Source organism: Escherichia sp. MOD1-EC6819 (assembly GCF_002965765.1).
In the GTDB taxonomy this organism is placed as follows: domain Bacteria; phylum Pseudomonadota; class Gammaproteobacteria; order Enterobacterales; family Enterobacteriaceae; genus Escherichia; species Escherichia ruysiae.
Genome location: NZ_PTRG01000006.1, coordinates 146,829 through 173,584 on the forward strand (window position 1 = coordinate 146,829; position 26,756 = coordinate 173,584).

At 54.5% G+C, this 26,756-nt stretch carries 27 protein-coding genes and 1 pseudogene; 5 read left to right on the forward strand and 23 right to left on the reverse strand.

Annotated elements, in window-relative coordinates; translation table 11 throughout:
* Nucleotides 1–98 precede the first annotated feature (98 nt).
* Nucleotides 99–890 (reverse strand): SDR family oxidoreductase UcpA, encoded by a 792-nt coding sequence (gene ucpA, locus A7Z06_RS10490; RefSeq protein WP_000517454.1) that lies wholly within the window; start codon nt 888–890, stop codon nt 99–101.
* Nucleotides 891–1,119: 229 nt separating this feature from the next.
* Here ucpA and murQ point away from each other — a divergent pair, with 229 nt between their 5' ends.
* Together murQ and murP are read left to right on the forward strand one after the other, a co-directional pair.
* Entirely contained in the window at nt 1,120–2,016 is an 897-nt protein-coding gene (gene murQ / locus A7Z06_RS10495; protein ID WP_001175639.1) for an N-acetylmuramic acid 6-phosphate etherase, read from the forward strand.
* A 3-nt stretch (nt 2,017–2,019) separates the two neighbouring features.
* Nucleotides 2,020–3,444 (forward strand): PTS N-acetylmuramic acid transporter subunit IIBC, encoded by a 1,425-nt coding sequence (murP, locus tag A7Z06_RS10500; RefSeq protein ID WP_001040442.1) that lies wholly within the window; start codon nt 2,020–2,022, stop codon nt 3,442–3,444.
* A gap of 146 nt (nt 3,445–3,590) precedes the next feature.
* Here the strand turns inward: murP and yfeX are convergent, their stop codons facing one another.
* The 4 genes from yfeX to A7Z06_RS10520 all read right to left on the reverse strand — a co-directional run bounded on the left by yfeX (nt 3,591) and on the right by A7Z06_RS10520 (nt 6,083).
* Entirely contained in the window at nt 3,591–4,490 is a 900-nt protein-coding gene (yfeX, locus tag A7Z06_RS10505) for a porphyrinogen peroxidase (RefSeq protein ID WP_010344616.1), read from the reverse strand.
* A 95-nt stretch (nt 4,491–4,585) separates the two neighbouring features.
* Nucleotides 4,586–5,161, reverse strand: a complete 576-nt coding sequence (locus A7Z06_RS10510) for an RpoE-regulated lipoprotein (protein ID WP_000838945.1) — start codon at nt 5,159–5,161, stop codon at nt 4,586–4,588.
* Between the two features lie 60 nt (nt 5,162–5,221).
* Entirely contained in the window at nt 5,222–5,671 is a 450-nt protein-coding gene (locus A7Z06_RS10515; protein WP_010344614.1) for a DUF2919 domain-containing protein, read from the reverse strand.
* Nucleotides 5,658–6,083, reverse strand: a complete 426-nt coding sequence (locus A7Z06_RS10520; RefSeq protein WP_000406000.1) for a GNAT family acetyltransferase — start codon at nt 6,081–6,083, stop codon at nt 5,658–5,660. Before A7Z06_RS10520 ends, A7Z06_RS10515 begins: the two co-directional genes overlap by 14 nt.
* A gap of 213 nt (nt 6,084–6,296) precedes the next feature.
* On the opposite strand from A7Z06_RS10520, the gene amiA reads away from it, so the two are divergent.
* Together amiA and hemF are read left to right on the forward strand one after the other, a co-directional pair.
* Nucleotides 6,297–7,166, forward strand: a complete 870-nt coding sequence (gene amiA, locus A7Z06_RS10525) for an N-acetylmuramoyl-L-alanine amidase AmiA (protein WP_000102902.1) — start codon at nt 6,297–6,299, stop codon at nt 7,164–7,166.
* Nucleotides 7,167–7,169: 3 nt separating this feature from the next.
* The gene (gene hemF, locus A7Z06_RS10530; protein WP_085461000.1) at nt 7,170–8,069 is read left to right on the forward strand and encodes an oxygen-dependent coproporphyrinogen oxidase; all 900 of its coding nucleotides are present in this window, start codon (nt 7,170–7,172) and stop codon (nt 8,067–8,069) included.
* Between the two features lie 5 nt (nt 8,070–8,074).
* On the opposite strand, the gene eutR is transcribed toward hemF, so the two are convergent.
* The 18 genes and pseudogenes from eutR to maeB form a co-directional block, all read right to left on the reverse strand.
* A complete protein-coding gene (gene eutR, locus A7Z06_RS10535; protein ID WP_032225906.1) occupies nt 8,075–9,127 on the reverse strand; it encodes an HTH-type transcriptional regulator EutR in 1,053 nt (350 codons plus the stop codon).
* Nucleotides 9,128–9,172: 45 nt separating this feature from the next.
* Nucleotides 9,173–9,661 (reverse strand): ethanolamine utilization microcompartment protein EutK, encoded by a 489-nt coding sequence (gene eutK, locus A7Z06_RS10540; RefSeq protein ID WP_010344606.1) that lies wholly within the window; start codon nt 9,659–9,661, stop codon nt 9,173–9,175.
* Between the two features lie 12 nt (nt 9,662–9,673).
* Nucleotides 9,674–10,333, reverse strand: a complete 660-nt coding sequence (gene eutL / locus A7Z06_RS10545; protein ID WP_105279417.1) for an ethanolamine utilization microcompartment protein EutL — start codon at nt 10,331–10,333, stop codon at nt 9,674–9,676.
* 9 nt (nt 10,334–10,342) lie between these two features.
* Complete coding sequence (gene eutC, locus A7Z06_RS10550) at nt 10,343–11,230, reverse strand: ethanolamine ammonia-lyase subunit beta (protein ID WP_000372333.1); 888 nt, start codon at nt 11,228–11,230, stop codon at nt 10,343–10,345.
* Nucleotides 11,231–11,250: 20 nt separating this feature from the next.
* On the reverse strand, nt 11,251–12,612 hold the full coding sequence (eutB, locus tag A7Z06_RS10555) for an ethanolamine ammonia-lyase subunit alpha (RefSeq protein WP_000769998.1): 1,362 nt from the start codon (nt 12,610–12,612) through the stop codon (nt 11,251–11,253).
* 11 nt (nt 12,613–12,623) lie between these two features.
* Nucleotides 12,624–14,027, reverse strand: coding sequence for an ethanolamine ammonia-lyase reactivating factor EutA (gene eutA / locus A7Z06_RS10560; protein WP_000107567.1), 1,404 nt, complete (start codon nt 14,025–14,027; stop codon nt 12,624–12,626).
* A complete protein-coding gene (gene eutH / locus A7Z06_RS10565; RefSeq protein ID WP_000512384.1) occupies nt 14,024–15,250 on the reverse strand; it encodes an ethanolamine utilization protein EutH in 1,227 nt (408 codons plus the stop codon). Before eutH ends, eutA begins: the two co-directional genes overlap by 4 nt.
* Before the next feature lie 213 nt (nt 15,251–15,463).
* Complete coding sequence (gene eutG / locus A7Z06_RS10570) at nt 15,464–16,651, reverse strand: ethanolamine utilization ethanol dehydrogenase EutG (protein WP_001178769.1); 1,188 nt, start codon at nt 16,649–16,651, stop codon at nt 15,464–15,466.
* Complete coding sequence (eutJ, locus tag A7Z06_RS10575; protein ID WP_000929688.1) at nt 16,641–17,477, reverse strand: ethanolamine utilization protein EutJ; 837 nt, start codon at nt 17,475–17,477, stop codon at nt 16,641–16,643. The genes eutG and eutJ overlap by 11 nt, the downstream gene beginning before the upstream one ends.
* A 10-nt stretch (nt 17,478–17,487) precedes the next feature.
* The gene (locus tag A7Z06_RS10580) at nt 17,488–18,891 is read right to left on the reverse strand and encodes an aldehyde dehydrogenase family protein (RefSeq protein WP_001075654.1); all 1,404 of its coding nucleotides are present in this window, start codon (nt 18,889–18,891) and stop codon (nt 17,488–17,490) included.
* 11 nt (nt 18,892–18,902) lie between these two features.
* Nucleotides 18,903–19,190, reverse strand: a complete 288-nt coding sequence (gene eutN, locus A7Z06_RS10585; RefSeq protein WP_000762199.1) for an ethanolamine utilization microcompartment protein EutN — start codon at nt 19,188–19,190, stop codon at nt 18,903–18,905.
* Nucleotides 19,191–19,296: 106 nt separating this feature from the next.
* Nucleotides 19,297–19,590 (reverse strand): ethanolamine utilization microcompartment protein EutM, encoded by a 294-nt coding sequence (gene eutM, locus A7Z06_RS10590; RefSeq protein WP_000387713.1) that lies wholly within the window; start codon nt 19,588–19,590, stop codon nt 19,297–19,299.
* Between the two features lie 38 nt (nt 19,591–19,628).
* Nucleotides 19,629–20,645: a phosphate acetyltransferase gene (gene pta, locus A7Z06_RS10595; protein ID WP_000582950.1), complete on the reverse strand. Its 1,017-nt coding sequence runs from the start codon at nt 20,643–20,645 to the stop codon at nt 19,629–19,631.
* Nucleotides 20,642–21,445, reverse strand: a pseudogene (gene eutT / locus A7Z06_RS10600) (ethanolamine utilization cob(I)yrinic acid a,c-diamide adenosyltransferase EutT). Before eutT ends, pta begins: the two are co-directional and overlap by 4 nt.
* On the reverse strand, nt 21,442–22,143 hold the full coding sequence (gene eutQ, locus A7Z06_RS10605) for an ethanolamine utilization acetate kinase EutQ (protein ID WP_000733940.1): 702 nt from the start codon (nt 22,141–22,143) through the stop codon (nt 21,442–21,444). The pseudogene eutT and the gene eutQ overlap by 4 nt, the downstream one beginning before the upstream one ends.
* A complete protein-coding gene (gene eutP / locus A7Z06_RS10610; RefSeq protein WP_000820741.1) occupies nt 22,118–22,597 on the reverse strand; it encodes an ethanolamine utilization acetate kinase EutP in 480 nt (159 codons plus the stop codon). Before eutP ends, eutQ begins: the two co-directional genes overlap by 26 nt.
* A 12-nt stretch (nt 22,598–22,609) precedes the next feature.
* Nucleotides 22,610–22,945, reverse strand: coding sequence for an ethanolamine utilization microcompartment protein EutS (gene eutS, locus A7Z06_RS10615; RefSeq protein WP_000356956.1), 336 nt, complete (start codon nt 22,943–22,945; stop codon nt 22,610–22,612).
* Between the two features lie 290 nt (nt 22,946–23,235).
* Nucleotides 23,236–25,515 carry an NADP-dependent oxaloacetate-decarboxylating malate dehydrogenase gene (maeB, locus tag A7Z06_RS10620; RefSeq protein WP_000342666.1) on the reverse strand — a complete coding sequence of 760 codons (2,280 nt, stop codon included), beginning with the start codon at nt 25,513–25,515 and terminating at the stop codon, nt 23,236–23,238.
* Nucleotides 25,516–25,800: 285 nt separating this feature from the next.
* Between maeB and tal the strand changes: the two genes are divergently transcribed.
* Nucleotides 25,801–26,751, forward strand: a complete 951-nt coding sequence (tal, locus tag A7Z06_RS10625) for a transaldolase (RefSeq protein WP_001003728.1) — start codon at nt 25,801–25,803, stop codon at nt 26,749–26,751.
* The last annotated feature ends 5 nt before the right edge of the window (nt 26,752–26,756 follow it).

The window sequence follows — 26,756 nt, forward strand, 5'->3', positions numbered from 1 at the left end:
GAGCACTGCCCGGGGCAAAAATGACAAATAAAATAGCCTGGTGAACTTAGTTCAAGACGAAATCCTCCCCACTAATGCAGGGAGGAAACAGAGGTGAATCAGATGCCGACGCTAACCGTCTCCGGTAGTGTGCTACCGCCATCGATCACATTCTGTGTACCTGTTAAATAGCTGGATTCATCCGACGCGAGGAAGGCTGCCAGTTCGCCGACTTCCAGCGGATCGGCGAGGCGACGCAGCGGGATTGCTTTTGCCATTTCGGTGAGCACCGATTCCGGATCTTGCGGATTTGACTGACGGGCGATGCTTTCCGCCATTGGCGTGCGAACGTAACCAGGGCAGATTGCATTAACGCGAATCCCCGACTGTGCATACTCCACTGCCAGCGATTTGGTCAGCCCCACAATCGCCGCTTTCGTTAAGGCATACGCTGTTTCGCCCGGATCGGCCACCATATCGCCGGTGACCGAAGACATCATCACAATGCGACCATCTTTGCGGGCAATCATCTCCGGCAGCACCGCCTTCGTGACGTTCCAGACACCTTTGATATTGATATCAATATGGAAATCGCGATCGTCATCGCTCATTTCAAGAAAACTACCCAGACGGCAAACACCTGCGTTATTCACCAGAATATCAATGCGCCCTTCTTTTTCCTTCGCGCGCTTGATCGCTGCCGTAACTGACGCCGGGTCGCGTACATCGGCAATTACCGCCGTACAGCGATGACCACGACCACACAGCTCATCCGCCAGCTTTTCAATCTCAGGGGAGATATCCAGCAAGATTAGGTTTGCGCCATGACGCGCAAAGGTTCTGGCAATTCCTTCACCAATGCCTTGCGATGCGCCCGTAATCAGTGCTGTCTTGCCCGTGAGTTTACCCATTTCAAGTTTCTCCTTTTGAATACAGAGCATTACGCTCTATTGTCCCTACCATACCTGAATAACAGATCAATGCTGAGGAGTGGATCTAAATTCAGGAAAATCTTAAGTAAAATCTCCCTTAACCACAACTCTGTCATTGTATGCATTCCCTGCTGTACATAATCAGGCAGGGAGATATGATTCACTCCATATGAAATTATTCGAAGGCAAATATTTAAGGTGATTGTATATGCAACTTGAAAAAATGATTACTGAAGGTTCGAACAGCGCCTCGGCTGAAATCGACCGCGTATCGACGCTGGAAATGTGCCGAATTATCAATGATGAAGATAAAACCGTTCCATTGGCCGTTGAGCGAGTACTGCCGGATATCGCAGCGGCGATTGATGTCATCCACGCCCAGGTCAGCGGTGGTGGTCGTCTGATTTATCTCGGTGCCGGGACTTCCGGTCGGCTGGGGATTCTGGATGCCAGCGAGTGCCCCCCAACCTACGGCGTGAAACCTGGTCTGGTGGTTGGTTTGATTGCTGGCGGCGAATATGCCATTCAGCACGCGGTGGAAGGCGCGGAAGACAGCCGGGAAGGCGGCGTCAACGATCTGAAAAATATTGCGTTAACGGCGCAGGATGTGGTTGTCGGTATTGCTGCCAGTGGTCGCACGCCGTATGTGATTGCCGGGCTGGAATACGCTCGCCAGTTGGGCTGCCGCACGGTGGGCATTTCCTGTAATCCCGGTAGTGCTGTTTCAACAACCGCAGAGTTTGCTATTACGCCAGTCGTCGGGGCTGAAGTGGTTACCGGTTCTTCGCGGATGAAAGCAGGTACGGCGCAGAAACTGGTGCTCAACATGCTCTCCACCGGGCTGATGATTAAGTCAGGAAAAGTGTTCGGCAACCTGATGGTCGATGTGGTCGCCACCAATGAAAAACTACACGTGCGCCAGGTCAATATTGTCAAAAACGCAACCGGATGTAGCGCGGAACAGGCGGAAGCGGCGCTAATTGCCTGCGATCGCCACTGCAAAACAGCGATTGTAATGGTCTTGAAAAATCTCGATGCCGCAGAAGCGAAAAAACGCCTGGCGCAGCATGGCGGTTTTATTCGTAAGGCTCTGGAAAAGGAATAACCTATGGCTAAAGAGATCAGCAGTGAGCTTCTGAACACCATTCTTACCCGCGTCGGCGGCGCGGGAAATATCGCCAGTTGTGGTCACTGTATGACGCGTCTGCGTCTCGGTGTACATGACAGTTCACTGGTTGATCCTGATATCAAAACGCTGGAAGGGGTGAAGGGTGTCATTTTGACCAGCGATCAAGTACAGGTGGTATTTGGGTCGGGCAAAGCGCATCGTGCCGCAAAAGCGATGAGCGTGTTGTTGGGTGAAACACCAGTGCAGGATGCCGCAGAAATCGCCGCTCAGAACAAACGTCAGTTAAAAGCCAGACAAACCTCTGGCGTGCAGCAATTTCTCGCCAAATTCGCCACTATCTTTACGCCGCTAATCCCCGGATTTATTGCCGCTGGTCTGTTGCTGGGGATTGCGACGTTAATCGCCACGGTGATGCACGTTCCGGCAGATGCCCAGGGAACGCTGCCCGATGCGCTGAATTTTATGAAGGTATTCAGCAAAGGCTTATTCACCTTCCTGGTGATCCTGGTGGGATATAACGCCGCTCAGGCCTTCGGCGGCACAGGTGTAAATGGCGCGATTATCGCCGCACTGTTTTTGCTCGGTTATAACCCAGGCGCGACCACCGGTTACTACGCTGGTTTTCACGATTTCTTCGGCCTGCCTATCGATCCGCGCGGAAATATCATCGGCGTACTGATTGCCGCCTGGGCCTGCGCCCGCATTGAAAGTATGGTGCGTCAATTTATGCCGGACGATCTCGACATGCTGCTGACCTCGTTAATCACTCTGCTGATCACCGCTACGCTGGCATATCTGGTGATTATGCCGCTGGGAGGCTGGTTATTCGAAGGCATGTCCTGGCTGTTTATGCATCTGAACAGTAATCCACTTGGCTGTGCAGTGCTTGCCGGACTGTTCCTGATTGCCGTGGTCTTCGGCGTGCATCAGGGCTTTATTCCCGTTTATCTTGCCTTGATGGACAGCCAGGGTTTCAACAGTCTATTCCCGATCCTTTCAATGGCAGGCGCAGGTCAGGTGGGCGCGGCGCTGGCGCTTTACTGGCGCGCGCAGCCGCACAGTGCCTTACGCAGCCAGGTGCGCGGGGCGATTATCCCTGGTCTGCTGGGCGTTGGTGAACCGTTGATTTACGGTGTCACCCTGCCGCGCATGAAACCGTTTGTTACCGCTTGTTTAGGCGGCGCAGCAGGTGGATTGTTTATTGGTCTTATCGCATGGTGGGGTCTGCCGATGGGGCTAAACAGTGCCTTTGGGCCGTCTGGCCTGGTGGCGTTGCCGCTGATGACTTCGGCACAAGGCATCCTTCCGGCAATGGCTGTGTATGCAGGTGGGATTCTGGTGGCATGGATTAGCGGGTTCATTTTCACCACGCTCTTTGGCTGCCGTGACGTCAATCTGGACTAAGCCGTAACTTAGAAACAAAACAGCCCGATACGCTACGCTTATCGGGCCTGCAGGTTAACTGCAATTTATTGAATTTTAACGATCATACAGGCCGGATAAAGCATTTACGCCGCTCCGGCAAGACGCTACAGGTGTGTGAGTAAAACTTACAGCGCCATCAGCTTGTCCAGCGACGGTGCGAAGTAATAGCCGCCAGTGACCGGTTTGGTGAAACGTAACATTGCGTCACGTTTGCCATCAGTATCGCCAAACATGCTCAGCAGCTGTTGCTCAATGTTGTGCAGACGTGCGCAGTAAGCGCAGAAGTACAGACCGTGCGTGCCGCTGGCTGTACCGTATGGCAAGCTCTGGCGAACAATCTTCAGCCCTTTGCCGTCTTCTTTCAGATCAACGCGGGTCAGGTGAGAGGTTTCCGGACGTTCGTCGCCGTCAATCTCTTCGTTGGCTTCTTTGGTGCGCCCGATCATCATCTCCTGATCGTGAACACTCATACGGTTAAGCTGCTTCAGGTTGTGCTCCCAACGCTGCACAAACACATAGCTGCCGCCCGCATCCACGCCGTCTTTGATAACCGCCACTTCGCGACGCGTCTCTTCACCCGCCGGGTTTTCTGTACCGTCAACAAAGCCGCTCAGGTCACGCTCTTCAACCCAACGGAAGCCGTGGATCTCTTCTTTCACTTCAATGCAGTCACCAAAGGCTTCCATCGCCGCCTGAGCGACAGAGAAGTTTACGTCGTGACGCAGAGAAAGAATGTGGATCAACACATCGAACTGGGTCGTCGGCGCAAGACCTTTACCGTAGCCCGGAAAATCTTTCAGCTCTTCGGCCCCAACGCCGCCACTCAGAGCACGCCAGGTGTTGTTACCAAAGGCAACCACAGCACCGAGATGCGCGTCCGGGAATTTTGCTTCAAAGGTTGCCAGTTTATCGGCAAAGGTTTTACTGGCCGCACGCAGGGCATCAACATCCCCTTTTACGTTGGCTTCAATCCAAATCGCTGCGCGGCAATGTTCTGGCAAAATGCCACTCTGAACCTGAGACATTGTTCCTCCTGAAAATAAGAATGCCACGCAATCCGTGGCATTGTTGGGCGCTATTTTACGTGTTTTTTCGCGGCAGCGGTTTGTTCAGACGCAAATTAACGCCGCCAGATAATTTTACTGACTTTCCAGTTTTTCAGGGTATCGTCTGAAGGCATTAACCCTTCAGGACCACTCCACTCACCGCTGAACTGGTAGCTAATATGTTGACTGCCTTCGGCTTTACATTCGACAGCACGATTATCATCACCATCAGCTTTTTGGCAATTGCCAAATGCTTTGCTGTAAAGGTCGCTAAACGGTGTTCCGATTTTAACACCCGTATCAGCAGGAATATCGCTATCCAGCACGTCAATACGGCTGATTGTGCCCTGATCGCCGTTAATCACCATCGCCACGTTGTCGCCTTTCATCACTTCGAAAAAGCGCACCACGTTGCCGTTCGCGGTTTTCATTCCGCTGCGCAGGCGATAATCGCCATCAAGCGCATCGGCAATGGCTTGTTCTTGCAGTGGTGTGGACGCCGTTAATTCACCCACGCCCTGCTCGCTCACTTTGGTGGACGACCCAAACCAGTTCCATGGATTAGCGGCAGACCAGTTAACTGACGACATCGTGGAACAGCCGGTCAGCATCAACGGCATAGCGCATAACATTAAACGCAGCGATTTCATGTCACTTCCTTTGGTTATTCAATAACGTTGCTTGGAGTGCAAATTCACCAAAAAGTGCCGTTATTCTTTTTCTTCATTAAAACAAGCGCGTAAACGTCGATTGGTCAAAAGCCAGATTAACGCCACAATATCTGCCACTACCAGCGCCAGACCGATACCGCTAACCGATTCGCCGTTCAGCCACAGCCACGGTTGCCAGCAAAGCAAAACGAACTGCGCCAACAGCAACAGAAAATAGAGCACATGCCAGATACGGGAAAACGTAGCCCGCCGACCACTCAGCAAAAACGCCAGCACCGCCGGAATACCCGGGATCAACCCCAGCCAGAAATTATCGTGATCGGGATAAAACAGATTCAGCAGCGCACTACCCTGCTCGCGCGATGCACCGGCAATAACAAACAGTACCCAGGTTCGCGCCTGTAGCAAAAGCACAATCCAGAAGAGAAAAGGTAAACGCAGGCGTCCGTGCGCATCATAATGGACAGGATGAAACTCAGTACTCTTCATCTTCAATCAAACGCTTACCCAGACTCAGCACGTCGGCGTGTTCATATCCCAGGCGTTCATACATTCCGAGCACCATGTCGTTATCTTCCGGCACGTTGATCTGAATTTTCGGGCAGCCGCGAGCAATCAGCTTTTTCTCCAGCCGATTAAGCAGCGCATTAGCAATGCCACGCCCACGAAACTCAGGATGCACACCAAGATAATAAGCAGATCCGCGATGCCCGTCATAACCGCCCATCACCGTTCCCACCACTTCACCGTTCACCTCAGCGACCAGAAACAAACTGACGTCATGGTTCATCTTGCGCTCGATGTCCATTTCCGGATCATTCCACGGACGCAGCAAGTCGCAACGCTCCCAAAGGGTGATGACCTCTTCGAAATCTTCCTGGCGAAATACGCGTATCTCCATGGTATTCGTTACCTTTTTGCGGGTTAAAAGGGTGATTATGGCGTGAACGGTTGAATTAGCCAATATCTGACGAAAATCGGTTGAAAAAGTGGCATAATGGGGAGTTGTCAACTATTGAAATGAAAAGTAAAACAATTCTCAACAGCAAACGGTCGTAACGGATTACGCGATACGATATAACATCTGGAACTTTATTATTACAACTCAGGCCGTATGAGCACTTTTAAACCACTAAAAACACTCACTTCGCGCCGCCAGGTGCTGAAAGCCGGATTGGCTGCCCTGACGTTGTCAGGCATGTCGCAAGCCATCGCCAAAGAAGAACCTTTAAAAACCAGTAACGGACACAGCAAACCAAAAGCCAAAAAAGCCGGCGGCAAACGTGTCGTTGTTCTCGATCCAGGCCACGGCGGGATTGATACCGGGGCGATCGGTCGCAACGGTTCGAAAGAAAAACACGTGGTGCTGGCAATTGCCAAAAACGTCCGTTCCATTTTGCGCAATCATGGCATTGATGCGCGTTTAACGCGTTCTGGCGATACGTTTATCCCACTTTACGATCGCGTTGAAATCGCCCATAAACATGGCGCGGATCTGTTTATGTCAATTCACGCCGACGGCTTTACCAACCCAAAAGCCGCAGGTGCATCAGTCTTTGCCCTCTCTAACCGTGGCGCAAGTAGTGCGATGGCAAAATATTTGTCGGAACGCGAAAACCGTGCCGATGAAGTCGCCGGGAAAAAAGCGACTGACAGAGATCATCTATTGCAGCAAGTGCTGTTTGATCTGGTGCAAACAGATACCATTAAAAACAGCCTGACGCTTGGCTCGCATATTCTGAAAAAGATTAAGCCGGTGCATAAACTGCACAGCCGCAACACTGAGCAAGCCGCGTTTGTGGTGTTGAAATCGCCGTCGGTTCCTTCAGTGCTGGTGGAAACTTCGTTTATCACCAACCCGGAAGAAGAGCGACTGTTAGGCACGGCGGCGTTTCGTCAGAAAATCGCCACAGCGATTGCTGAAGGCGTGATCAGTTATTTCCACTGGTTTGACAACCAGAAAGCACACTCGAAAAAACGGTAAGTTATGAAGCCCGACGCACACCAGGTTAAACAGTTCCTGCTCAACCTTCAGGACACAATTTGCCAGCAGCTAAGCGCCGTAGATGGCGCAGAGTTTGTCGAAGATAGCTGGCAGCGCGACGCTGGCGGCGGCGGACGTAGCCGGGTGTTGCGTAATGGTGGTGTTTTCGAACAGGCAGGCGTCAACTTTTCACACGTCCACGGCGATGCAATGCCGTCTTCCGCCACCGCTCATCGCCCGGAACTTGCCGGGCGCAGTTTCGAGGCGATGGGCGTTTCACTGGTCGTGCATCCGCATAATCCGTATGTTCCCACCAGCCACGCGAATGTGCGCTTTTTTATTGCCGAAAAACCGGGTGCCGAACCCGTCTGGTGGTTTGGCGGTGGCTTCGACTTAACCCCCTTCTATGGCTTTGAAGAAGACGCCATTCACTGGCACCGCACCGCCCGTGACCTGTGCCAGCCGTTTGGCGAAGACGTTTATCCACGTTATAAAAAGTGGTGCGACGAATACTTCTACCTCAAACATCGCAACGAACAGCGCGGTATTGGCGGGCTGTTCTTTGATGATCTGAACACGCCAGATTTCGACCACTGTTTTGCCTTTATGCAGGCGGTAGGCAAAGGCTACACCGACGCTTATTTACCAATTGTAGAACGACGTAAAGCGATGGAATACGGCGAGCGCGAGCGTAATTTCCAGCTCTACCGTCGCGGTCGTTATGTCGAATTCAACCTGGTCTGGGATCGCGGCACGCTGTTTGGTTTGCAAACCGGCGGGCGCACTGAATCAATCCTGATGTCAATGCCGCCACTGGTTCGCTGGGAGTATGATTATCAGCCAGAAGATGGCAGTCCGGAAGCGGCGTTGAGTGAGTTTATTCAGGTCAGGGATTGGGTGTAACTCCCTCACCCCAACTCCCGCATCCGCTGATGCAGCGTCAGTGACGGCTTCTCGGCAAACAGTTGCTGGTAATCCGTGGCGAATTGCCCCAGATGCCAGAATCCCCATTGCATGGCGGCGTCTTTTACCGTTGTGCTTTGCGACCACGGGCTTATCAGTTCGCGTCGCACGGCGTTCAGACGAATACGTTTCAACCACGCGTTCGGGCCAATGCCTAAAATAGCGTGAAACGCGTTTTGTAACGTGCGGCGACTGACATGCAGTTGATTACACAAGTCCAGCACCGTCACCGGTTCGGACATGTTTTCCAGCACATATTCACGGGCGCGGGAAAGCAATCGACGGTAACTCTGATGACTGATGCTTTCCGCCGTCATCATCGGCTGCGCTTCTTCCAGCATCGCCCCCATCGCCATTAGCAAATTATCCCCCAGCACTTTACGCACAGCAGGCTGATGAAGATTTTCCGGGTTCTCGCAAAACGTCGCCAGCGCCTGTTGGACAAAGCCCCACAGAGCGGCTTTATGCTGCTCTTTCACTTCCAGCGCCGACTGGCTACGCAGCATATGTAATACCCGATCCGGATTATGCAAAAAGTTAGCCTGCCGGGTAATGACGTCTTCAGAAAGCACCACGCCAAGAATTGTGTAATCGTCCGGCGTACTTAATTCAAACTCGGTTCCACCAGGGCGCGTGGCAATTTCTGCGCTTCCCAGACATTGCGAACCGATAAATCCCTGTTCACCTCGTGTCGCCGGAATGCCAAACCAGAACGAGTTCGGCCAGACCAGGCACGACTGACGCAGCGCCAGACCGGTGTATTCACGGAAAACCTGAATATCATCGAGCAGGATTTCCGTAAATTCACCATGAAACTTGCCCGGATGGAGCTGATCGTAAATCTGCTGCCAGGCGGTAATCGTCAAGGCATGTTCATAGACATCCGTTGTCTGTCGTTGATGAACATTATCCACTTCGACCTTCGGCGTGAGCTTCAGGTTTTCGGGTAAGGGTTCATGATAAAGATGGTGCAAATTGGCTGTACGGGTCTTTTTCATGATGTTAATGCCGGGTGTTGTATGACACCCGGCACCTCCGACAGGTTAATGGGGCTTGAGACGATAACGACTACTGCGTTTACGTAACGTCCCGGCAGAAAAGAGCTGTTCGAGCGCATTTCTGGCTTTTTCCAGCGGCCAGCCAAAGTGGGCAGCCACTTCTCCTGCCGTCATTCCCTGACGTACTGATGTTAACAGCGCCAACAACTCATCAGCAGATCCCACGGCAATAGCGGACGCGTCAGGTTGCTTCGGCTGGCGATTAAAGCCAGTAACCAGCCACTGGGTGTCATCATCAGGCCGACCAATCTCCTTACGGCTGATGACACGCCCGGTACGCATCGCGGCGGCACAACCTGCGTCCAGCGCCGCACGACACGCCGCCAGATCGCCTTCCACCACCAGCGTTAATCGACCTGGGTCAAGCACTTCGTGACTGAGCAGACGCACGTTAGCCGCTTTCAGCATGGCATCTGCCGCATCTATCGCGGCGACCATGCCGTCCACTTCCAGCAATCCCAGTGCATTGATCATCGGCAACCTCCGTTACGCACGCTGGATTGGATTACGCGCGATTTCCAGCACTGCATCGGTAAAGGCGTTGCAGGCCGCTTTACACGCTGCCTGACTACCGGTTAAAAATGCCGCTGAATAGTTGGTTTCTGACGGTGGCGGTACATAGGTCACCAGTTGCACGTCAGCCGATTTCAACGCCGCATCAATGCCATAGGTCGCTTCCAGCGGCGGCGCCACCAGATACGCCAGCGGATCGCCAAGCGTGATCCCGGCGGTTGATGAGAGATAAGAACCGGTACGCGAAACTACATGCGCGAGGAATGCGGTGTCTTGCTTATCGTTCGCCCACTGGAACGCCGCACCATTTTCAATATGCGCAACCATCGCATCCAGGCCGGCACGCACTTCCGCCGGGTTTGGCCCGCCGAGCATAATCAGCACTTCACCGGCAGTCGGTGACGGTTCGTGCGCCGCTCCGGCATACAGCGAGCGGCCATACACCACTTCGACCATCGCCTGTTTGGTCGCTTCGTCAGCCGCAATGTAGGTGACGTCATCGGAATCAGCAGAAATCAGCCCGAGACTACGAATATGCGGCGGTAATTTCAGTTCACGCGCAAAATCAGCGTTAACGGAGGCAATCACCCGCATGGCGGTGACCGACGGTCGAATCAAATCTAAAGCTGGCATGATGCCTCCTTAACGGGTCATATTGATGCCGGATGCTTTCTGCTCCAGCATACGTTTCGCCAAATCCACAATTACCGCCGCCGCTTCGACCGGTGGGGTACCGCCCTGATGAATATTGGAAATACAGGTTCTGTCCGCTTCTACGGTGGTCGCCACGCGCGGTGAGTAAACGGCATAGCAGGAGAGACTTTCTGACTGCCCCAGCCCCGGACGTTCGCCCACCAGCAAAATCACCACTTTCGCGCCAAGAATTTCGCCAATCTGATCCTCAATTTTTACGCGCCCGTAGCGCACGAAGAACGGCGTGCCGACTTTCAGCCCCGCCTGTTTCAGGCCAGCCAGCAGCGGTGGCAGGATCTCTTCATAGTTGGCGGTGATGGCATCGGTAGAAAGGCCATCAGAGACCACCACCTGCACATCGGGGTTAGCAGCACACTGAGCTTTCAATGCTTCAACGGCTTCCGCACACAGACGGCGGCCCAGATCCGGGCGCGTCAGATACAGGTTTTTGTCGCTAATTTCAGAACGGACTTCCAGCAGCCCTTGCGCTTTCACCCACTCTTCCGGTACCTCTTTCAGCACCGTATCTTTAGAGCGCGAGTGGTCGGCCAGGAAACGCAGCAACGCCTGAGTACGCGGACGCGGGCCGGCACGACCGGTACAAACGCGAGCCACGGTGCTGCGACGCAGTTCTGTTAATACGTCTGCGCGATGCGGATTTTCCACGCCAATCCATGCCTTCGCTTCAGCGGAACCTAAATCCAGCGCGCAACTTTCAGAGGTCACCGGCGCAGCGCACGTTGTGGTGGCGCATTTGGTTTCCGCTGGCGCGGCATCCGCCTGCCCCATTGACGCCATCACGCTGCGTACAATTTCTTCAATCTGTTTTTGATCCATGATGTGTTATCTCCGCGTCATCAGAAGAACAGTGACGGATCGCCCGCCCGTTTGGTCAGGCGACCGTTTGCCATAATGCCCATGCTTTCCAGCCAGCGTTCAAACTCCGGTGACGGACGCAGGTTGAGTAACTGACGCACTGTGGCGGTGTCATGGAAGGCGGTGGTCTGATAGTTGAGCATGATGTCATCGCCCAGCGGCATCCCCATAATGTAGTTGCAGCCTGCGGTAGCAAGCAGGATCATCAGGTTTTCGTTGAGGTTCTGGTCAGCGTCAGCGTGGTTGGTGTAGCAGCAGTCACAGCCCATAGAGATGCCGCTCAGCTTGCCCATAAAGTGATCTTCTAAGCCCGCGCGGATAATCTGCCGGTCGTTGTAGAGATATTCCGGCCCAATAAAGCCGACCACGGTGTTGACGATAAACGGATCGTAATGACGCGCCAGCCCGTAGTTTCGCGCTTCCATCGTCACCTGGTCAGCGCCGAAATTAGCGCCAGCGGAGAGCGCAGAACCTTGCCCGGTTTCGAAGTAGAGGCAGTTTTCCCCGGCAATACGGTTGAACTCCGCGCCCACTGCGCGGGCTTCGTCAAGCATCGCCAGCTCCACGCCAAACTCTTTCAGCCCTTTTTCACTGCCGCAAATACTCTGGAAAATCAGGCCGCCCGGCGCGCCGCGACGGATCGCTTCGATCTGGGTGGTGACATGCGCCAGCACGCAGCCCTGAGTTGGAATGTTGAATTTGTCGATAACACCGTAAATGGTGTCCAGCACGCGGCTTAAGTTTTCCACGTCATCAGTCACCGGGTTAACGCCAATCACCGCATCGCCCACGCCGAAAGAAAGCCCTTCGTAGATTTGTGCGGCAATACTTTGCACGTCGTCACGGGTATCATTTGGCTGCAAACGGGCGCTGAAAGTGCCTGGGATACCGATGGTGGTATTGGCCTTTTTGATCACCGGCATTTTCTTCGCGCCGTAGATGAGATCCGCGTTGGAACAAATCTTCGCCACCGCCGCGACCACTTCCGAGGTCAGCCCTTTGCGGGTAAAGGCAATGTCATCCACGCTGGTTTCGTCGCTCAGCACATACTCGCGCAGTTCGCTGATGCTCCAGTTTTTAATCTGGTTGTAGGCCGTTTCGTTAACGTCGTCCTGAATCAGCCGCGTTACGCAGTCCTCTTCATAAGAAATCACCGGATTATTGCGGATATCCGCCACCGTCATTTCCGACAACACCTGCTTTGCCGCCACGCGCTCCTGCGAGCTTGCCGCTGCAACGCCCGCCAGCACATCCCCCGAACGCAGTTCGTTGGCTTTAGCCAGCACCTCTTTTACATCCTTAAACTGATATACATTGCCGAACAATGTGGTCTTTAGTTTCATAAGTCGTTCCCTCAGGAAGGAAATGCGAGTGATTTCACCGTCACCGGCACAACCGATCCGCCAAAAAGAGGCGTACCAATGTCGATATAGTCCCCCGCGCGAACAATCACTTCGTCAATGACTGCCAACGGGAGTTGTTGTAGCTGTGGGCGCAATAACATGCCCAGAGCTTTACCAAAGTCCTGCCCGGCTACCACCAGCAGGGGATGCGGATTCGGAAAACGCGCGACGAAATCGACCAGCGCGTTGATGACCGTCAGTACCGAGGCGTAACGCACCGGAAGCCCGGCGGGAAGCGCCAGCACGTACGCGTCAGTTTTGGGGCATAGATCAAGCTGAATCAGCGCCTGTTGCCAGCCATTCACCAGATCCGTTTCATCAATTGGGATCGCCACTGGCAAATTGCGCAGCGGCAGTTGTACGCCCTCCAGCCAGATAGTGCTGCCCGAGAGCGAAAGGGTATGCGCGCCCGCGCCAATCACCGTGGCGCGCACGGTTTGCGCCGGAAACTGCACGTTCATTTCACGCAGGCGCGGATGCTCATGCAGCGCCGTTGCCAGCAACGGGCCAATATCGGCAAAACAGAACGGGTCAGCGGGCTGGTGGCGATAACATTCGCCAACCCCGCCGGAGAGCGTAATGATTTCCGGCGTAGCGCCTGCGGGCAGCAAACCGGTTTGCATCAATGCCTGCGCGAGCGGCGAGAGCGTACCGTCAATCACTTCGACAATCAGCGCCGCCATCCGCCGGGTGACCTGCACCAGTTGCGCACCGGTCAGTGAACGGGCATCGGTGCCTGCGCCGAAGCACTCATCCACAACCATCTGCCCCGGTTTATGGGCGTAAACCACGCGCCCCTGGCTGTCGGTTTCCAGCAGGCGACCGCCGACGTTGAGGCAGGCAGTCCCGCTGATTTTTCCGGCATCGAACAGGGCGTAGTTCGCGGTGCCACCGCCGATGTCAATATTCAGTACCCGACATAACCGTTGTTCAGAAAGGGTTTGCGCCCCGGCGCCGTGGCCTGCAATCACGGATTCGAGATGCGGTCCGGCGCTGGCGACGACAAAATCGCCCAGCGACCGGGAGAGCGCCATCACCGCCGGACGGGCATTGCGGGTTTTCGCGCTTTCGCCGGTGATGATGATGGCGCCGGAATCAACGCTTTCCGGCGCGATGCCTGCGGCCTGATATTGCTCGAGGATTAAGGATTTCAGTTCCGCTTCTTTTAGCCCGCCCTGTTTATCGACAGGGGTAAAGAACACCGGGCTTTGCCAGCTAATTTCGCGTTTGATAAATTCGTAGCGCGGCACCTGCGACACCGCCGCACGGTTAACCAGTTCCAGATGGGAGAAGATCACCTGAGTGGTGGTGGTGCCGATATCAATACCGACGCTCAGTAGCTGGCGAGTGCTCACGATTGCGCCTCCGCTGCGTTTTTAGCCGTTGCCGCGTCTTCTTTTGGCACCAGCATCATCGCCACGCCAATCGCCGTGACGCCGCCGATCAGCTTGCCAACAATCATCGGGAAGATCATGGCGTTCATGTTGGCAGCCGCGAAGCCTAAATGGTCGCCCAGGGCGAAGGCTGCGGAAACGGCGAAGGCACAGTTGATGACTTTGCCGCGAGTATCCATCTGCTTCATCATGCCGAACATCGGGATATTGTTGGCAAGCGTCGCCACCATGCCTGCTGCCGCGATATTGTTCATATTCAGCACTTTACCGACGCTCATCAGCGGTTTTTCAAACCAGCGGGTCAGTAGCAGTACCATCGGATACGCGCCAAGCAGGACGCAGGAGATCGAACCGATAACCTCAATCGCGCGCATCACTTCACCAGGTTTGTCGCCAGGCGCCATGAAGATGGGATCAAGACCGGGGATCAGTTCCCAGCCAAGCAGGAATTTCACCACCGCAGCGGCAAGACCGAGGGTGATTAATGCAACGAGAAATTTGGCAAAGATCTGGAAGCCGTTGATCATTTTTTCCGGGATGAACTTCAGCCCCAGCGCCACCAGCACCGCAACGATAAGCACCGGGATCATGTTCATCAGAATCAGGGCGAAGGTGAACTCCACCGGCTGGCCGTTGATCTGTACGCCTGAGTACATTGCCACCAGGCCACCGGCGATACAACCAATCGGAATGGTCACAATGCCCGCCAGCACGCCGAGTGCCAGATAACGACGATCTGAGGGTTCGATAATGCCGAGCGCCACCGGAATGGAAAACACAATCGTTGGCCCCATCATCGATCCGAGAATTAACCCAGAGTATAGCCACGCTGCTACGTCACCGCCCGCCAGCTCTTTGGCGAGGAAGAAGCCGCCCATATCGCACGCCAGCAGTGTTCCGGCGAACATGGAAGGGTTTGCGCCGAGCATTTCATAAACGGGGATGATTACCGGCCCAAGTACATGCGCCAGTACCGGTGCCAGCGCGGTCATACCGACCATCGCCAGGCCCAGTGCGCCCATCGCCATAAAGCCTTCTTCGAACTGCCCGCCCGATCCTTCAATACTTTTACCGAATTTACCGAGGAAACGTGCAGAACCGCCGAACTGCGACAAGATCCTGTCTACGGCCGCTATCAGCATAAAGAACATCATGATGTACATGATGATTTCGTTAATTCCCATCGCCTTTACTCCCTGTTAGTTGTTATTTATTGGCGGATGCGGCGTAAACGCCTTATCCGCCCTACATGTGCAATCCTGTAGGTCGGATAAGACGCGGAAAGCGTCGCATCCGGCAATTGCTCCGCACTGGCGGATGCGGCGTGAACGCCTTATCCGCCCTACATGTGCAATCCCGTAGGCCGGATAAGACGCGGCAAGCGTCGCATCCGGCATTTATTGTGCTGCTGCGTACAGGCCGACAATCTGTTCCAGGCTGGCGGTACGCGGATTACTGCGCAGACAAATATCTTCCAGCGCGGCCTGCGCCCATGCGCCGTAATGCGCAGATGTCGCACCAACATCGCCCAGTCGTTTACCAATCCCAACTTCCGCAATCAGCTCACTAACCGCGTTAATAGCATCACGCTCGTCGGATTTTTTAGTTCGCAGCGCCCTGCCTACCTGGCTAAAACGTTCGCGGCATACCATCCGGTTAAACTCCATCACCGTTGGCAGCAGCATGGCATTCGCCAGACCGTGCGGAATATGCAGCGCCGCGCCCGGCTGATGCGCCATCGCGTGGCATAACCCAAGCCCCGCACTGGAAAACGCCATTCCCGCCATGCATGATGCGAGCAACATACTTTCGCGCGCGGCAAGGTCGTGCCCGTAGCCCACCGCTTTCGGCAGCGATTTACCAATCATCGCAATGGCGCCAATCGCCAGACTGTCGGTAAACGGTGTGGCTTTCAGTGCGCTATACGCTTCAATGGCATGGGTTAACGCATCGATGCCGGTCATCGCCGTGACATGCGACGGCACGCCTTCGGTCAGCGCGGCATCGAGAATCGCCACATCCGGCATCAGCGAGGCATGTGCTAACACCTGCTTGCGCCCGCTCACAGCGTCGATAATCACCGTTACGTTAGTGGTTTCAGAGCCGGTTCCGGCGGTAGTTGGAATGGCAATCAGCGGCAGGCGCGGTTGCAGAACGCGGGTTTCTGACATCTCTGCCAGCGTGCTATCGGGGTTCGTCACCAGCAACGCCACGGCTTTCGCCGCATCGAGCACCGATCCACCGCCAAACGCAATCACCCCATCGCAACCCGATTCACGCAGTTGCGCCACAGCCGCACACACGTCGGTAATGCACGGTTCGCCCACCGGACATGGCCAGAGCGTCATGGCGATACCTTTTACCGCCAGGCTACGCGTCAGCCCGGCGGTCATCCCCGCCTGATGCAACAAGCTGTCTGTCATCACGAACAGATGTTTCAACCCGCGCGTTTGCGCCTGCTGTCCGCAGCTGCTCACCGCACCAGAGCCGCAAAGCGTCACCGGCGGGACGCTAAATGTTTTTACCCGTTGCAGATTCAGGGCATCGAATGCCTGAAAGAGCGCGGTCTGCAATTCATTTTGCATAGATCCCCTCCGCTTTCTCTCGCCCGCTACTGGCAATCGCCAGCGGGGTCATAAACAGACTGTGCTGCGGTAAATGCACCTGTAATGTCGGGAATTGTTTGCGAAACAGCTCCGCCACGCCCGGTTGCATACAGGAGCCGCCTGCCAGCCATAAATCAGTAATGCCCTGCCCTGCGATATGCCGCGCGACAATGTCCGCCATTTTTTCGTACACCGGTTTCACCACTGGCCAAATCTCTTCACCGTGACCGCGCTTGTACTGCTCAGCCTCTTCCAGCGGAATACGACGATTTCCGGCGAGCGTCAGAGAAATGTGATGTCCGCCGGTGGCTTCATCCGCCGAGTAGGTCACTTTGCCCTGTTTCACGATGGCAATACCGGTGGTGCCGCCGCCAATATCCACTACGCCTGCGTTATCCAGTTGCAGTAGATCCGCGACTGCGGTTGGTTCATCCAGAACATGGCTGACTTCCAGTCCGGCAGATTCCAGTACGTTGATGGAAATACGCGCATCCGTACCTGGGGGAAATGACGTCGCCGCATGGCTAAAACGGCGACCGAATTGCTGCTCAAGGGTGTCGAGATGGCGACGAACAATGGTGACTGCGCCGAAGAAATCCCAGACGATGCCGTCGCGGACCACATCGGCCCAGTCGAGGCATACCGCCACCGGCTGACCTTCGCGGTCGACAACCATCGACACCACATCGCAGGTGCCCAGATCCACCCCCAGCCACAGCGGAGATTCCGTCGCGGCAGGCGTCTGGTTACACAGCGTTGCCGCTATGTGCAGACGTGGGGTGAGCCATTGTTCGTCGTGCGCCATCTGTTACTCCTTAAACAATGCGAAACGCATCGACTAATACACAGCGACGCAGACGGACAAACGTCCGCGCGCTGGTTACCCCTTCACCGGTTGGCGTGGTGATGGTCATGGTGGTCCAGCCTTCCCCGCCCAGCCCCAGCCCGGCAATACACGGTCCGTTCTTAACGAAAATGCTGGTATCAATGGCATTCGCCATCTGGTTCATGTTTTCGATGTTGCGCGAGTGCATTGCCGCCGTGTGGTGGCAACCGCCTTCCAGTTTCACCGCCAGCGCAATGGCATCCGCCACATTGGCGACGCGCACCACCGGCAGTACCGGCATCATCAGTTCGGTCACGGCAAACGGATGTTCTGCGGTGGTTTCTACAAACAGCAAGCGCGTTTCTTGCGGCACGTTCAGACCGATTGCCGCCGCGATTTTCGCCGCATCGCGACCTACCCAGTCGCGGCTGACTGTGCCCTTTCCGCGTTCGTCGATATTTTTCAGCAACACCGGTTGCAACTGCTGCGCCTGCTCTGCGGTCAGTTTCACCGCGTTCTGGCCTTCCATCAGACGCATCAGTTCATCGGCTACGCTATCGACGACAATCAGTACCTTTTCATCGGCACAAATAATGTTGTTATCGAAAGAAGCGCCTTTGACAATGGACTGAGCGGCACGGGCAAGGTCGGCGGTTTCATCCACCACTACCGGCGGGTTGCCTGCACCTGCGGCTATCAGACGTTTATTGGTGTGTTTACGCGCCGCTTCCACCACTGCTTCGCCGCCGGTCACCACCAAAAGGCCGATGCCCGGAAACTTGAACAAGCGTTGCGCGGTTTCGATATCCGGATTTGCCACGGTCACCAGTAAATTTTCCGGCCCGCCTGCGGCAACAATCGCCTGGTTGAGCAGCGTAATCGCCCGCTGGGAGACTTTTTTCGCCGCCGGATGCGGGGCAAAAATGACGCTGTTGCCCGCCGCAATCAGGCTGATGGCGTTATTAATAACGGTCGCCGCCGGGTTAGTGGACGGCGTTACCGAAGCCACCACGCCCCAGGGCGCGTTTTCAATTAGGGTCAGGCCGTTGTCGCCGGTCAGCACCTGCGCAGAGAGACACTCAACGCCCGGCGTACCGCGCGCCTGAGCGACGTTTTTGGCAAATTTATCTTCGACGCGCCCCATGCCGGTTTCACTGACGGCAAGTTCCGCTAAATCTCTGGCGTGTTTTTCGCCTGCTTCACGAATGGCAGCAATAGCTAACTGGCGCATTGCCACGCTTTTTAACCCTTGCTGAGCAATTTTGGCTGCCGCAACGGCGTCATCCAGGGAAGCGAAAACGCCCATCTCATGAACGACGGCGGGCGGCATGTCACTGCTTTGCATTTTCAGCAGTACCGCTTTCACCACCTGTTCAATATCCTGTTGATTCATGATGTTCTGCCTTATTTGTGGAAAATTACCTGACCGCCAGAGACCACCTCATCGACGATGCCAATCACGCACAGATCGACCGGTGACGTTTCGCTTTTATGCGCCTGGCGGGCGGAACTGCCACTCACCAGCAACACCCACTCCCCGGCTCCTGCGCCAATGTTGTCGATGGCAACGGCACACTGCCCGTCAGGGTTTCCCTGTGAATCAATCATTTCCACCATCAGCAATTTGTCATGCGCCAGTCCGTGATGGCGTACGGTACAAACAATTTGTCCAGTGACGACTGCCAGTTTCATACCCGCCTCCGTGGCGTATTTCAGGTAAAAGCTCCCCCTACCCTCCGCAGAAGGTAAATAGAAAAAGGAGAGAGCGTGACGCCCGAATCGACGTCACACAGGGTGATTACAGGTTACTGCTGTCGCCTTTCAGGCCGATCGGGAACACTTCTTCCAGGTCGCCGTGCGGACGCGGAATAACGTGGACAGATACTAGCTCGCCAATACGCTGTGCCGCTGCGGCACCGGCATCGGTCGCCGCTTTACAGGCAGCAACATCACCGCGAACCATCGCAGTACACAGGCCGCCGCCAATCTGCTTAACACCAACCAGTTTGACGCGCGCAGCTTTTACCATCGCGTCAGAAGCCTCAATCAGTGCAACCAGGCCCCGGGTTTCGATCATTCCTAATGCTTCCATTGTGTTTTCCTCTTTATAGGGGTCCAGAACGGGACCGTTCATTCAACCAGTGTTTGTAAACTGCTTTCGCGGTTCACTTCTGTCTGACGCGGTACGGCTGCCACCAGCGCCAGTTCGATAATTTCCTGCACGCTACAGCCACGAGAGAGATCGTGCATCGGCGCGGCAAGCCCTTGTATCAACGGTCCGACGGCACGATATCCGCCAAGTCGTTGTGCGATTTTGTAGCCAATATTTCCTGCCTCCAGCGACGGAAAAACCATTACATTCGCTTTGCCCTGTAGCGGGCTGGCAGGCGCTTTTTGCGCCGCAACATCCGGCACGAAGGCGGCGTCAAACTGTAATTCTCCATCCACCACAAGCTGTGGCGCGCGTTCACGGACGATTTCGGTCGCCTGCTGAACGTTAGCAACGCAGGGGTGACGGGCGCTGCCGTTGCTGGAAAACGACAGCATCGCCACGCGCGGTTCTTCTCCGGTGATAGCGCGCCAGGTGTCGGCGCTGGCAAGCGCGATATCCGCCAGTTGCGCCGCCGTCGGCTGTGGCACCACGCTGCAATCGGCAAAACCCAACGCGGAGCCGCTGTACTGCGGCAGCATCAGGAAAATGGAGGAGAGCGTTTTACAGCCCGGCTGCAAACCAATAATGCGTAATCCGGCGCGTAACACATTCGCCGTGGAAGAGAGGTTGCCCGCAATGCAAACATCCGCTGTACCGGCGCTGACCATTGCGGCGGCAAACATCAGCGGATCGGTGAGTTTATCCAGCGCGTCCGGCGGCGTTTTATCGCCTGCGCGAGCAAGCCAGCGGTGGGCAAATTCTTCCCGCATCGCAAGATTGCTGTGTGGATCAATCACCTGTAGCCCGTCCATCGCCACGCCGTGACTGAGCGCAAACTGGCGAAGTTCAAACGGATTGGCGACCAGAATGGGCGTTGCCAGACCTTGTTGATGTAAATATTGCGCGGCTTTCAGCACACGTTGATCTAACGCATCCGGAAAAATCACTCTGGCGGGCGCTCGCAACGCCAGTTCACGACAACGTTCAATTATCATGGCGTCTCTCCCAGTCGTTGTTGGATCTGCGTCACCGTTAGCGGCTGCTTCGTCACGCTCAGGATCATCATCACGTAAACTGTGCTGGAAAGGCGGTTCAGCGCCTGCAAGATGTCCGGGCGTAACACTTCAAAACTGCGGGTGATAAACACCTGCGCCGCTACGGTTTCGGTTTCACGCACTTTGGTGCGTAGCAGATTGAGCAACGCGGCATCGCGCCCGTGGCTGGCTTCCGGCACCAGATGATCGTGGTCGAGATAACGCAGCGGCTGATGGGAAAGCCGATGCAGATCTTCGTCAGAAAGCCCGACAATCGCTTGATTGCCCAACGGTTCCCCCAGCGCATCGGCACGCATAATGTTGCCAAGACGCGAGCGGATGTCCGCCAGCCATGGCTGCCAGGGCTCCGCCAGTTCAATTTGCAGCCACACTGCCAGCGCAATGGTGCTGTCGAGAACCGCGCGAAAACCCAGGCGCGGATCGCTTTTGGCGACCATTTTTTCCGCCGACAGGTGAGTCAGCGTATCCGGCTTTTTTGCCACCGGCTGACGGCACAGTTCGCAGCACGCCTGCGGATGTTCATCGCTACTGGTCAGCCCGTGAACGGGCTGTGGCTGCTGCTGTTCATCGTCAACAAACAGGCGGCCCTACTCGTCAATAAACTTGATGCGCAGATGGCGGCTTTCCAGTAACTCCCGGGCAGAGGGCGTCAGGCGACTGTGCGCAGGGAGATGGATCTCTGCGCCTTCGCTAAGCGTATGGTTCGCTCTTAGCCATGCTTCGGTGATGAAATCTTTCATAGGGATTGCCAGTTAGCCGGCCAGGCGACATACAGGAATTTCACGCTGGATGTCGTACCAAATTCGATGCTGGAACCCTTCGGGATAAACATCACGTCGCCCGCTTTGGCGATCATGGTTTCGCCTTCATGGCGAACGTGCAGTTCACCTTCCAGTACCATGTCGATTTCGTCGTAGTTCAGCTTCCACGGGAAGAAGGCGTTATCCCACTGCATAAAACCCGCAGCCATGCTGCTGCCGTCATCTCCGGTAACCAGGTCGGTCAACCCGACGCATTGAGGCTCCGCGCCGTCGAAACGACCAAACTTCACGCTGCCGCCATCGATAACTTTGATGCCGCCTTTGCCGGTCACCGATTTAAAACTCGACTGCATTGCGCCCTGCTCCAGCGACTGCTTTTCCTTCATCACTTTTTCCATCAGTTGCGCGACCAGGCTTTCGGTAAACTGGCCTTCCGGCAGTTGGGCGATGATGGTTTCGCGAATGCGCTGACTTTCGGTTTTATCGGCAGGCGCGCTGGCAGGAACGGACGCCGTTACCGGTGTCGATTCATCGCATTCGGTGATGATAAACCCCAGCAGATCCGCCACTTCTCGCGCTTCCGGGGTGATAATGCTGGCGCGCAGAACCACGGACATTGCCTGTTCGCCGCGCGCATAGGCTTCACGAATATCATTCGCTGTGATGAGTTTTTTCACCTGCTTCCTCCTGTTCGGTGAGAGATGCCAGATAATCCACCAGTTGCTGCACGCTTTGCGGGTCGTGGCTGTTTAGCTCGAAAATCGGCTCTTCAAAGCCAGTCTCGCGCAATAACTGTCGCGTTGCGGCGACGTCAGCATCCGGCATGTCCGTTTTACTGATGACGGCGATTTGCCGTTTCGTGACGCCAATATCCAGCAACCCGGCAGGTAATCGGCTTTCCGGGTCATTCGCGCCGTGGACATATATCAGCATGTCCACATCCTGTAGCGTGGTAATTAAGGCGTGATACCAGCGGGGATGGCTAAAATATTCACCTGGCGTATCAATATCACCCTTATTATTAAATTCCACAGCCTGCGTTTTTCGCGCGAGGGTATAATCCCCTTGCAACGCATTAAATAACGTTGTCTTTCCTGCTCCGACAGCACCCACAAACGCAATTCGTTTCATGAATGCCTCGCATTAACTTTTGGTCATTTCACAAAGCGTATAATTTAATAAGCGCCCTAAACCGCTGACGGTTTGTGATAACGCTTCTTCTACCGCGCCCACCGAGCCATAAATCACCAGCGCGCCGCTAAAACGGTCAAGAAAACCGATATGCACATCGGCGGCTTTCAGTGCTAAATCGCCGGCGATCATCGCTGTTTCACCGGGAGTTAGCGTCATAATGCCGATTGCGCCGGCATCGGGAACACCGATTTTCTTCGCCAGTTCCTCACCGGGATGCGCAATTAAATGCGCCAGCGTGACCTGTTTACCGGGCACAAATTCCTGAATGATGCGTTCTTTATCCATGAGTCGCCGCCTGTGAAAAATCTGGCGCTATCGTGACAATTTTTCGTCAGAGTAAATAACAAAATTCGGCAAGGGAGTTTAAAAGGTGAGGTAGATCACTAAGAATGGAGAGATATTTTATCTAATGCATAAATTTTCATGTACAGCACATGAATATAATTAAATTGATATTGATTTATTTTTATATGGCGCGCTTTATTATTCGAAAAACAAGTAATAATTCCTTCTGATATATTGCGATAAACCGCTTACCCTGAATATTCAGGGTAAGCGTAAGAGTTAAGAAAGAATTACAGCGGCTGGGTTTGCGCTTCAACCACGGCCAGCGCCACCATGTTGACGATACGACGTACCGACGCGATTGGCGTTAATACGTGAACCGGTTTCGCCACGCCCATCAGCACCGGACCAACGGTTACACCTTCCGAGCTGGAAACGCGTAGTAAGTTGTAACTAATGCGGGCGGCTTCCATATTCGGCATCACCAGAATATTAGCGGAACCTTTCAGAGAGCTGTCCGGCATACGATCGTTGCGAATCGCTTCCACCAGCGCCGCATCACCGTGCATTTCGCCATCAATCATCAGTTCTGGCGCACGTTCCCTGACCAGTTCCAGGGCTTTACGCATTTTGCTGGACGACGGGCAATTTGAAGAACCAAAGTTGGAGTGCGAGAGTAAGGCAACACGCGGCTCAATACCGAAACGACGGACAGTTTCTGCCGCCATCAGCGTGATCTCCGCCAGCCCTTCTGCGTCTGGATCATCGTTGACGTAGGTGTCAGCAATGAAGGTGTTACCACTCGGCAGCAGCAGCGCGTTCATTGCGCCTGCGGTGTGAACGCCATCGCGATAACCAAACACATTTTTCACCACACTAAAGTGTTCGTGATAATCCCCCACCGTACCGCAGATCATTGCATCGGCTTCGCCACGCTGAACCATAATCGCGCCGATCACTGTCGGATTGCCGATCAATGCACGCTGTGCCTGTTCCTGGGTGACCCCGCGACGTTTCATGATCTGGAAGTATTCGCTCCAGTACTCTTTAAAGCGCGGATCGGATTCGTTATTGACGATCTCAAAATCAACGCCCGCTTTGATCTGCAAGCCCAGTTTCTGAATACGCATTTCGATCACGTTCGGACGACCAATAAGAATCGGTTTCGCCAGTCCCAGCGTTACCAGTTCCTGAGTCGCGTGCAACACGCGCGCCTCTTCCCCTTCCGGCAGCACCACGCGCTTCGGCGCTTTGCGAGCCTGAGAGAAGATCGGCTTCATAAACAGGTTGGTTTTGTAAACGAACTCGGTCAGTTTGTCGATGTAGACGTCGAAATCAGCAATCGGACGCGTCGCCACGCCGGACTCCATTGCCGCTTTTGCCACCGCTGGCGCGATCTTGACGATCAGACGCGGATCGAACGGTTTAGGAATGATGTATTCCGGGCCAAAGCTCAGATCCTGATCGCCATAGGCAGAAGCAACCACTTCGCTCTGTTCCGCATGAGCCAGTTCAGCAATCGCACGTACCGCCGCCAGTTTCATCTCTTCATTAATAGCGGTTGCACCAACGTCCAGCGCGCCACGGAAAATGAACGGGAAGCAAAGCACGTTGTTGACCTGGTTTGGATAGTCAGAACGACCAGTACAGATGATGGCATCCGGACGCACTTCTTTCGCCAGCGGCGGCAGAATTTCCGGTTCCGGATTCGCCAGCGCCAGGATCATCGGCGCGCGAGCCATTTTCTTCACCATTTCCTGGGTCAGCACTTTCGGGCCGGAGCAGCCAAGGAAAATATCCGCGCCTTCAATTACATCGTCGAGAGTACGTTTACCGTCATCCACCACCGCATAAGCGGCTTTGGTTTCCGCCATGTTCGGCTCTCGACCCTGATAGATAACGCCTTTCGAGTCACAAACCACGATGTTATGTTTTTGCAGCCCCAGTGCCACCAGCAGGTTCATACAGGCGATGGCGGCTGCCCCCGCGCCGGAAACCACCATCCGCACGTCGGAGATGTTTTTCTCTACCACGCGCAAGCCGTTAAGGATAGCGGCGGTGCTGATGATTGCCGTTCCGTGCTGGTCGTCGTGGAATACCGGAATGTTCATCCGCTGGCGCAGTTTCTGCTCAATATAGAAGCACTCTGGCGCTTTAATGTCTTCGAGGTTGATGCCGCCAAAGGTCGGTTCCAGCGCAGCGACCACTTCGATAAATTTGTCCGGATCGAGTTCATCAACTTCAATGTCAAACACATCAATCCCGGCGAATTTCTTAAACAGAACGCCCTTGCCTTCCATCACTGGTTTGCCTGCCAGCGCGCCAATGTTGCCTAACCCCAGTACCGCCGTACCGTTGGAGATCACCGCCACCAGGTTACCGCGCGCAGTATATTTGTAGGCTTTTAACGGATCTTTCTCGATTTCAAGACAAGGCGCGGCGACGCCAGGTGAGTAGGCCAGCGCCAGATCGCGCTGCGTGGCCAGAGGTTTAGTGGGAGAAACCTGGATTTTCCCTGGAACTGGAAATTCATGGAAATCAAGTGCACTTTGTTTTAACTGGTCATCCATTTGGTTGTTCCTTTCACGTAACGTTCACAAAAATGCGTGGGCAACTGCCTCAGCCCACAACATGGCGCACATTATTACCTTGCCGGAGCTTTCAGACTTTGAGCAAGTCCAAACTCTCCTCATAAAAATAATATTTTGGCAATAATCCTATAACACTGATGTTACCTGCTTAATCCGGCAATACCATGCCTGTCTGCTATGCTTTTTTGATGCGATTAGCAAAATTTCTCAGAAGTGTGAATTAACGCACTCACCTAACACTTTACTTTTCAAGGAGTATTTCCTATGAACGAGTTAGACGGCATTAAACAATTCACCACTGTCGTGGCAGACAGCGGCGATATTGAGTCCATTCGCCATTATCATCCTCAGGATGCCACCACCAATCCTTCGCTATTACTCAAGGCTGCCGGATTATCACAATATGAGCATTTAATAGACGATGCTATCGCCTGGGGTAAAAAAAATGGTCAAACGCAGGAACAACAAGTGGTAGCTGCCTGCGATAAGCTGGCGGTCAATTTCGGTACAGAAATTCTCAAAATCGTACCCGGTCGTGTATCGACAGAAGTTGACGCACGCCTCTCTTTTGATAAAGAAAAGAGTATTGAGAAAGCGCGTCATCTGGTGGATTTGTACCAGCAGCAGGGCGTTGAGAAATCACGCATTCTGATCAAGCTAGCTTCAACCTGGGAAGGGATCCGCGCGGCAGAAGAGCTGGAAAAAGAAGGCATTAATTGCAATCTGACGCTGCTGTTTTCCTTTGCTCAGGCACGCGCCTGTGCAGAAGCGGGCGTTTTTCTGATTTCGCCATTTGTCGGGCGTATTTATGACTGGTATCAGGCGCGCAAGCCGCTGGATCCGTATGTGGTGGAAGAAGATCCGGGCGTTAAGTCGGTGCGTAATATCTACGACTATTTCAAGCAGCACCGCTATGAAACCATTGTGATGGGCGCAAGTTTCCGCCGTACCGAGCAAATCCTCGCTTTAACCGGTTGCGATCGTCTGACTATCGCGCCGAACTTGCTGAAAGAGTTGCAGGAAAAAGTCTCGCCAGTCGTCCGCAAATTGATCCCGCCTTCTCAGACGTTCCCACGCCCTGCCCCCATGAGCGAAGCGGAGTTCCGTTGGGAGCACAATCAGGATGCGATGGCGGTAGAAAAACTGTCTGAAGGCATCCGCCTGTTCGCCGTCGATCAACGCAAACTGGAAGATCTTCTTGCCGCCAAACTATAAACCAG